1 pseudogene is annotated in these 502 nt (G+C 76.1%); it reads left to right on the top strand.

What is annotated here, in order from left to right:
* Positions 1-502: pseudogene (locus tag BFN01_RS15290) on the top strand (hypothetical protein); the annotation flags it as partial.

The raw sequence follows: 502 nt of genomic DNA, 5'->3' as shown, positions 1-502 counted from the left end.
CATCGCGTGCCCTCGCCGAGCGCACTGCCGAGCTCGCCGCCGCGCGGGAGCGCTCCGGCGGGCTCGGCGCCGACGACGCGCGTGCACGACTCGCCGTGGCCGTCGCCGCCCGCGATGCGGCCGAAGCCGACGTCGCTCGCTCTCGGGAGCTGAGTGCCAGGCTCGACGACCTGCATCGCGGCCTCGCCGACCTCGAGCAGCGCCGAGCGCAGGCATCCGACGCTCTCGCCTCATCCCGCACCGAGCTCTCCCTGGCCGAGCAGCGCATCGCCGACGCCGACGCGGCCATCGCACGTGCCCGCGGCGATCACGACACGGTCGCCGACCGGCTCGCCGAGGCGCACGAGCAGATCGCGATCGCCACGGCTGCGGCCGAGGCGATCGAAGCGCACGCCGACGCCGCCGGGCGCGACCATGCCGCCGGCGCCGAGCTCACCGAGGCGCTCGAGGCGTCCGTCTTCGCCGACGCCACCGAAGCCCAGCACGCGATGATCAGCGCGAC

Source organism: Microbacterium sp. AR7-10 (assembly GCF_001878835.1).
In the GTDB taxonomy this organism is placed as follows: Bacteria; Actinomycetota; Actinomycetes; order Actinomycetales; family Microbacteriaceae; genus Microbacterium; species Microbacterium commune.
Note: the sequence above shows the minus strand (reverse complement) of the source record. Positions and strands in the feature narration are given on the sequence as shown.